The organism is Pedobacter duraquae (assembly GCF_004362245.1).
GTDB lineage: Bacteria > Bacteroidota > Bacteroidia > Sphingobacteriales > Sphingobacteriaceae > Pedobacter > Pedobacter duraquae.
The window spans coordinates 1,418,486-1,426,339 of sequence record NZ_SNWM01000001.1 but is presented as its reverse complement, the minus strand read 5'-3'; the positions used below and the strand labels follow the sequence as shown (position 1 = coordinate 1,426,339).

Annotated in this window: 4 protein-coding genes; 1 reads left to right on the top strand and 3 read right to left on the bottom strand. The window is 41.8% G+C overall.

Annotated elements, in window-relative coordinates; translation table 11 throughout:
• The first annotated feature begins 313 nt into the window (after window positions 1-313).
• Window positions 314-1,294 (top strand): acyl-ACP desaturase, encoded by a 981-nt coding sequence (locus tag CLV32_RS06145; protein ID WP_133553432.1) that lies wholly within the window; start codon window positions 314-316, stop codon window positions 1,292-1,294.
• A gap of 75 nt (window positions 1,295-1,369) precedes the next feature.
• On the opposite strand, the gene CLV32_RS06140 is transcribed toward CLV32_RS06145, so the two are convergent.
• The 3 genes from CLV32_RS06140 to CLV32_RS06130 all read right to left on the bottom strand — a co-directional run bounded on the left by CLV32_RS06140 (window position 1,370) and on the right by CLV32_RS06130 (window position 7,837).
• Window positions 1,370-4,741 (bottom strand): methylmalonyl-CoA mutase family protein, encoded by a 3,372-nt coding sequence (locus CLV32_RS06140; RefSeq protein ID WP_133553430.1) that lies wholly within the window; start codon window positions 4,739-4,741, stop codon window positions 1,370-1,372.
• 70 nt (window positions 4,742-4,811) lie between these two features.
• Window positions 4,812-6,479, bottom strand: coding sequence for an alkaline phosphatase PafA (pafA, locus tag CLV32_RS06135; RefSeq protein ID WP_133553428.1), 1,668 nt, complete (start codon window positions 6,477-6,479; stop codon window positions 4,812-4,814).
• A 68-nt stretch (window positions 6,480-6,547) separates the two neighbouring features.
• Entirely contained in the window at window positions 6,548-7,837 is a 1,290-nt protein-coding gene (locus CLV32_RS06130; RefSeq protein ID WP_133553426.1) for a bifunctional folylpolyglutamate synthase/dihydrofolate synthase, read from the bottom strand.
• Window positions 7,838-7,854 lie beyond the last annotated feature (17 nt).

Below are 7,854 nucleotides of genomic sequence, written 5' to 3'. Positions count from 1 at the left end.
CAGAGAAGTTAAGCCCACCAGAGCCGATGGTACTGCGGTAACACGTGGGAGAGTAGGTCGGTGCCAAATCTTAAAGAGACCCTGTAGTGAAAACTGCAGGGTTTTCTTGTTTTATAACATTTCTAGGTTTCTTAGGATTTGTAAGTACAAAGAGTTCTTTACCCATCCCAAAACGGCTTGTATGCTAATCCAAAATATATTTGCTTGCTCATAAGCGTTATCGTCTTTATTTTCGTTTAAGATTGTAGATGTAGCTTAGTCCTTTATGAGATATTTTGGTTATATTTGGGCTTAAACTAAACACACCACAAGAATGAGTTTTTTTGCAGAAAGAAGAAGGGAAGTGATGTTACATATCGAGAAATATATGCTCGAGATGATGGATACCTATCTTAAGCCTATTGATACCAATTGGCAACCCTCTGATTTCCTTCCCGATTCTACCAGTGAAACTTTCTATCAGGATATTAAATTGCTTAGAGAAAAAGCGAACGATCTTTCCTATGATCTTGTTGCTGTTCTTATCGGGGATACGATCACAGAAGAGGCCTTACCTACCTATGAGTCATGGCTTGCTATGGTTGATGGTATAGACCGTAACGAACAAGGTGGCTGGATGAGATGGGTGAGACACTGGACAGCAGAAGAAAATCGTCATGGTGATCTTTTAAATAAGTATCTATATTTATCCGGACGTGTTGACATGCGTCAAATGGAGATTTCTACGCAATATCTGATTGCTGATGGTTTTGATATTGGTACTGGCCATGATCCATATCGCAACTTTATTTATACAAGTTTCCAGGAACTTGCAACTAATATTTCGCATCGCAGGGTAGCTTCGTTAGCTAAACAGGATGGCGATACTTCGTTGTCAAAAATGTGTGGAGTGATTGCCTCTGATGAAGCTCGTCATGCTAAAGCTTACAAAGATTTTATGTCTAAAATTTTTGAAGTTGATCCCAATGAAGCTATGATTGCATTCGAAGATATGATGCGTCAAAAGATCGTGATGCCAGCGCATTTCCTTAGAGAGATGGGCTTGAAGATAGGACAAACTTTTGGACATTTTACTGACGCAGCGCAGCGTTTGGGCGTTTATACTGCGGTAGATTACGTCGAAATTATGCAGCAATTGATTGACGAGTGGAAGCTTGAAGGTATGCGTGATTTGAATGAAGCTGGTGAGAAAGCAAGAGATTATATTATGGCTTTGCCGAATCGTTTACTCCGGGTAGCTGATCGTATGAAAAACCCAACGATCGATTACAAATTCAGCTGGATTCATGCTTAAATAGCTTATCGAATTCTAAATATGATATTATAAAAACGCCCGGGTCCCTCCCGGGCGTTTTGCATTTTATTACTTTTACATATTCCGACGGTATTGACCGCCTACTTCATACATGGCATTTGAGATCTGACCCAATGAGCATATCTTGCAAGCTTCCATAAGATGTTCGAAGATGTTTTCACCCTGTACTGCAGCGAGCTGTAGATTCTTGAGCGCGGTTTCTGTAAGATCCGCATTTCGGTCCTGAAATGATTTTAACGCCTCAATCTGGAATTGTTTTTCTTCTTCCGTTGCCCTGATTACTTCTGAAGGAACTATGGTTGGGGATCCATTTTTATTTAGGAAGGTGTTCACACCAACAATCGGGTAACCTCCATTATGTTTAAGGGTCTCATAATAAAGACTTTCTTCCTGTATTTTTCCCCGCTGGTACATTGTTTCCATGGCGCCGAGAACACCTCCACGGTCATTGATACGCTTAAATTCTAACAACACAGCTTCCTCAACTAGGTCTGTTAGGTCTTCGATAATAAAGGCACCTTGTAAGGGATTTTCGTTTTTCGCCAAACCTAGCTCTCTATTAATAATCAATTGTATTGCCATTGCCCTACGCACAGATTCTTCAGTCGGCGTGGTGATAGCCTCATCATATGCGTTTGTATGCAGAGAATTACAGTTGTCGTAAATAGCGTACAAAGCTTGCAGTGTTGTGCGAATATCATTAAAATCTATTTCCTGTGCATGTAGTGAACGTCCTGAAGTCTGTATGTGATATTTGAGCATCTGCGAACGTACATTTCCTTTGTACTTGTTTTTAATGGCCTTAGCCCAGATTCTTCTTGCTACACGACCAATAACTGCATATTCAGGGTCTATTCCGTTAGAGAAGAAAAAGGAAAGGTTAGGTGCGAAGTCGTCGATATGCATTCCTCTACTTAAGTAGTACTCTACAAAGGTAAAGCCGTTACTGAGGGTAAACGCAAGCTGAGAGATTGGGTTGGCACCTGCCTCAGCAATGTGGTAACCAGAGATAGATACTGAATAAAAATTTCGGACTTTCTGATCGATGAAATACTTCTGAATGTCACCCATCATCCGTAAAGCGTATTCCGTAGAGAAAATGCAGGTATTCTGTGCCTGGTCTTCTTTAAGTATATCTGCCTGCACTGTCCCTCTTACCGAACTGATCGCATAAGCCTTAATTCTGGCATATACATCGGCAGGCAATACCTGATCACCAGTAACACCCAGTAACATCAAGCCGAGACCATTGTTTCCTTCCGGGAGGGTACCTTGGTAGCTTGGTCTGATTAGACCTTTGCTGGTATATATGACATCAATTTTAGCCTTTATTTCTTCTTCTAGGTTGTGTTCTATGATATATTTTTCACATTGCTGATCAATGGCAGCATTCATGAAAAAACCAAGAAGCATTGGAGCTGGGCCATTGATAGTCATTGATACAGATGTGCTTGGTGCACAAAGGTCAAATCCAGAGTATAGTTTTTTAGCATCATCAATCGTCGCGATACTCACACCTGAATTACCAATCTTACCATAGATATCAGGGCGAATATGCGGATCCTCTCCATAAAGGGTTACAGAGTCGAAAGCTGTAGACAGCCTATGTGCCGGTTGACCAAGCGATACATAATGAAAGCGTTTATTTGTACGTTCAGGACCACCTTCCCCTGCAAACATCCGCGTTGGATCTTCCCCTTCCCGTTTCAGCGGAAAAACACCTGCGGCGAATGGAAATTCACCAGGTACATTTTCGGTAAGCAGCCAGCGAAGGATGTCACCCCAATCCTTGTATCGTGGTAATGAAACTTTAGGTATTTTAAGTTTAGATAAGGATTCGTAAAAGAGCGGGAGTTTGATCTCCTTATCTCTAACCTTATAGATGAAGTTTTCTTGTTGGTATTTTATAATAGTGTCTGGCCATTCCCTCAGTAGTCTTTTACAATTCCCGTCTAGTTGTTCTTCCAGATGTGTGTATACATGCTGAAGAGATTCAGTAATGCCTTTATCATCACTACCTTCAGTAAACTTAATTACACCTTGCAATTGATAGAGTTTACGGGCAATTTCGCTTTGCTGGTTAACCCATTCATTGTAGGTGGTACTGGATTCCGCTATTTCAGCAAGGTAACGGATCCGATCAGGTGGGATGATATATATTTTCTCTGATTGTGCTGAGGTCATGCCCATCTGTGCGTGGAAGTCGACGCCAGTTTTCTCCCTGATAGTGTCCATCAGCGATGTAAACAGGTTGTTCATCCCCGGATCATTAAACTGGGCTGCCATGGTACCATAAACGGGAATAGTGTCATCTGCTGCATCAAAAAGGTTATGGTTTCTTTTGTACTGCTTCCGAACATCCCGGAGGGCATCTAAAGCGCCACGTTTATCAAATTTGTTGATGGCAACCAGGTCGGCGAAATCCAGCATGTCTATTTTCTCCAATTGCGATGCTGCACCAAATTCCGGGGTCATCACATAGAGGGAAACATCGCAATGCTCGGTAATTTCAGTATCACTTTGTCCGATACCCGAAGTTTCAACAATAATAAGGTCATATCCGGCAGCTTTACAAATATCAATGCTTTCCTGTACGTTTTTTGAAAGTGCGAGATTAGCCTGTCTTGTAGCTAAAGAGCGCATATATACTCTCGGATTATTAATGGCGTTCATCCGGATCCGATCACCAAGCAGAGCACCTCCTGTTTTACGTTTGGATGGATCCACGGATATAATGGCAAGCGTTTTGTCCTTTACTTCGACCAGGAATCTTCTTACGAGTTCGTCAACAAGCGAGGATTTCCCTGATCCGCCGGTTCCAGTGATCCCTAGTACCGGGGCCTGATTACTTTGTGTTAAATTCTTAAGCTCATCGACAAAATGCTGTGCGCCGACAGGATCATTTTCTGCTACAGTGATGGCTGTAGCAATGCTCTGAACATTTTGCTGTGGAATCTCTGTTAACTGATTTGTGATGGCTGAAGTGGTTACATAATCGGTTTGTTCCAACATGTTATTGATCATCCCCTGGAGGCCCATTTTACGACCGTCATCCGGTGAATAAATTCTGGTGATTCCGTAAGCCTGCAGCTCCGCGATTTCTGTTGGGAGGATTACGCCACCGCCACCTCCGAATATTTTGATATGTGCTGCGCCTCTTTCTTTCAAAAGGTCGAACATATATTTGAAGTATTCCAGGTGACCACCCTGGTAGGAGGTCATAGCAATGCCCTGCACATCTTCTTGAATCGCACAGTTCACAACTTCTTCTACCGAACGGTTATGGCCGAGATGAATAACTTCGGCTCCTGAGGATTGCAAAATCCGGCGCATGATGTTTATTGTTGCATCGTGACCGTCGAATAAAGCAGCAGCAGTTACAAAACGTATTTTATGTTTTGGTTTATAGATTTTTATTGACTCCATAAATCGGATTTATATTTGGTCAACAAAGGTAGTAAAAATAAAAGCCGCAGGTTATGCGGCTTTTATAAGTTTACTGATTGGTTAATTCGGTAATGGGTTCACCGATGCAGCCACTCGGCATCTGTATGCGGAGCATAGCAGCCAGTGTTGCAGAAATATCAGTCATATAATGTGTTTTATTGGTTTTTCCAGGTTTAACGTTCCAACCCATAAATACCAGGGGAATATGTGAATCATACGGGTACCAGGCACCATGTGTGGTCCCGGTAACGCCACCATCAAACCAATTTGGCTTTAACAAGAAATATACATCACCACTTCTGCGTGCGTTGTAACCATTGGCGATCCTTTCCTTTATTTCTGCAGGAAGCGTAGATTCACTTAATTTTGTGTTATCTACAGCGTCCTGAATACCATCCTGAAGTCTGAGGTAGGCGATCGTTCGCTTTTTGATTGCTTCAAAATCAGCTTTACTTTCTGTGATTTCAGATTTGTTGTATATGATCTGATTGTTCATCACGGTAAGCACACTTTTTTTAACTTTAAAGTCTTTCTCGATCAGTGTGTTCAGTTCAGTTGTTAATTTTCTCGTATTTACGAGGCCTGAAGGCATTTTATTTTCTGCCATAAAGCCAGGGACGTGGGCTGCTCCGTGATCAGCACTCAAAAATAACAGGTAGTTTCCTTTACCTACACTTTTATCCAGATAAGCGAAAAAAGTTTCCAAATCTTTATCCAGACGTAAGTAGGTATCTTCTGCCTCAATGGAATTTGGACCAAACTGATGGCCTACATAATCTGTCGATGAGCAGCTCACCGCGAGAAAATCTGTGGCTGTACCTTTACCTAATCCTTCAGCAGCAATTGCTTTTTCTGCTAAATCCAAGGTCATGCTATTTCCATAAGGAGTGCTTCTGATCAACTCAAAATTTTTGCCCACTGCATCACTTAGTTTATGAGGGAATACTGGTGCGGTCTCGCCTCTAAAAGCACCTTCATAAGCTTTGCTATCAGCTGTACTTTGAGAATAACTTGTTAACGGATATAGTGTATTCCATTCTTTAGCATAATACAGATCTGGCATCTTTTGCTTGTTGTAAGCATCAACCCAGGCTGGTAGCTGTTTCATGTAGTAAGTACTGGTTATCCAATTTCCACTGATACCATCATACCAATACGCAGCATTTGCCGAATGTCCGGCAGGTAGGATAGACCCACGATCTTTCAATGAAATCCCGATAACTTTACTTTTGAAGTTGGTAGCTAAACGTAATTCATCAGTTATGGTAGTTGTCAGCATATTTTTCGGCGACATTAGCCCTGCTGCCGAGGTGCTTCCAACTGTTTGTACCGTTTTATCATCTGTACAATACATATCTATACCCAACTCAGGGTCATACCAGTTGTTGGCAATAATTCCATGAACTGCGGGTACTGAACCTGTATATATACAAGTATGCCCGGGCGCGGTATAGGTCGGAGTGTAAGGGATCATTGTATTTTCTACAGAGAAACCTTCGTTGATCAGTCTCTTAAAACCGCCATTTACGTATCTGTTATAGTAGCGATACAAGTAATCCCAACGCATTTGATCTACTACCAGACCAACCACTAATTTAGGGCGGCTTATCTCTGCCGGAAATGATTTTTGGGCGGCTGTTTTAACCGTTTTCTTTTGCGCAAAGCCGATAGGACTAAACAAAAGCAGGGCGGCAGCCAGTGCATATACTCTTTTCATTATTAAAAATTAAGTCATGTAAAGGTATATACTCTGTTAAAGGAAAAAAGACCTGCTATGTAAAAAAATTATAAAACTTCCGCTACAACGAAGGTACTTCCACCTACAAAAATAAGGTCTGATTGAGCGGCTCCGGTTTTGGCTGTTTCCAACGCATCAAGTACATTGATTATCGTTTGGCCCTGAAGCCCAAACTCTGCAGATCTTTCTGCTAACTCAGCCGCCGGGAGTGCGCGTTCAAGTTGTGGTTCGGTGAAATAATAAATCGCATCTTTAGGAAGCATAGCAAGAATACTGCTGATATCTTTATCCTTTACAAAGCCGATAACCATGTGCAAGTGCTGATGTGGTGTCTGGTTGATATTTTGTAATATCTCCTGGATGCCGGCAACATTATGACCAGTATCACAGATTACCGTTGGATTTGTACCTAGCTGTTGCCATCTACCTTGCAGACCTGTAAGTGTCTTTACTTCTTTTAAGGCAGCATACACATGTTTGTCGGAAATACGATATCCAATTTTCCTTAATTCGATTACGGCAGCAACTACAGTCCGGACATTTTTTAGTTGATACATGCCTGTCAGATCGAGTTCGAGATTTTTGTATAGCTCGTTGTGGTCGCGATCCGTTAACGTTAACTGCAACATTTCACCCGTTTTGTTGCTATCGATTAAACGGATATCTTCAGATGCAAAATGTAATTCTGCGCCTACTTCCGCTGCTTTATTGATAAACACATCAGCGGAGTTTTCAACTCTTTCTCCGATAACTGCTGGTATGCCAGATTTAATAATCCCTGCTTTCTCATAAGCAATTTCTGCTATCGTGTTACCAAGGATATTGGTGTGATCAAGACTGATATTTGTAATTACAGATAGGTCTGGATGGATGATATTTGTGGAATCCAGACGACCGCCCAGCCCTACTTCGATGATAGCGACATCGACTTTTTCGGCAGCAAAATAGGAGAAAGCCAAACCCACAGTAACTTCAAAGAAAGAAGGCTGCAGTTCAGTAATGAATTGATTTTGCGTCTCTACGAAATCAGTGACAAAAGATTCGGGGACCATTGCCCCATTGATTTTTATGCGTTCCCGGAAGTCTTTAAGATGAGGGGATGTGTACAGTCCGGTTTTATATCCAGCTTCCTGCAGAATTGCCGACAACATATGAGAGGTAGAACCTTTTCCATTAGTTCCGCCAATGTGGATTGTTTTGAAATGATCCTGGGGATTACCCAGTTGTGCACAAAGTGCGATCGTGTTATGTAAATCTTTTTTTAATGCGGCTTCTCCGATTCTGGTAAACATTGGAAGTTTACTGTAGAGGTAGTCCAGGGTTTCTTGATAATTCATTTCCTCATGATAATGCC

Bases quoted from the DNA above. Each gene is read 5' to 3' on its own strand.
- CLV32_RS06145 (WP_133553432.1), top strand. From the start codon at position 314: ATGAGTTTTTTTGCAGAAAGAAGAAGGGAAGTGATGTTACATATCGAG.
- CLV32_RS06140 (WP_133553430.1), bottom strand. From the start codon at position 4,741: ATGGAGTCAATAAAAATCTATAAACCAAAACATAAAATACGTTTTGTA.
- pafA (WP_133553428.1), bottom strand. From the start codon at position 6,479: ATGAAAAGAGTATATGCACTGGCTGCCGCCCTGCTTTTGTTTAGTCCT.
- CLV32_RS06130 (WP_133553426.1), bottom strand. From the start codon at position 7,837: ATGAATTATCAAGAAACCCTGGACTACCTCTACAGTAAACTTCCAATG.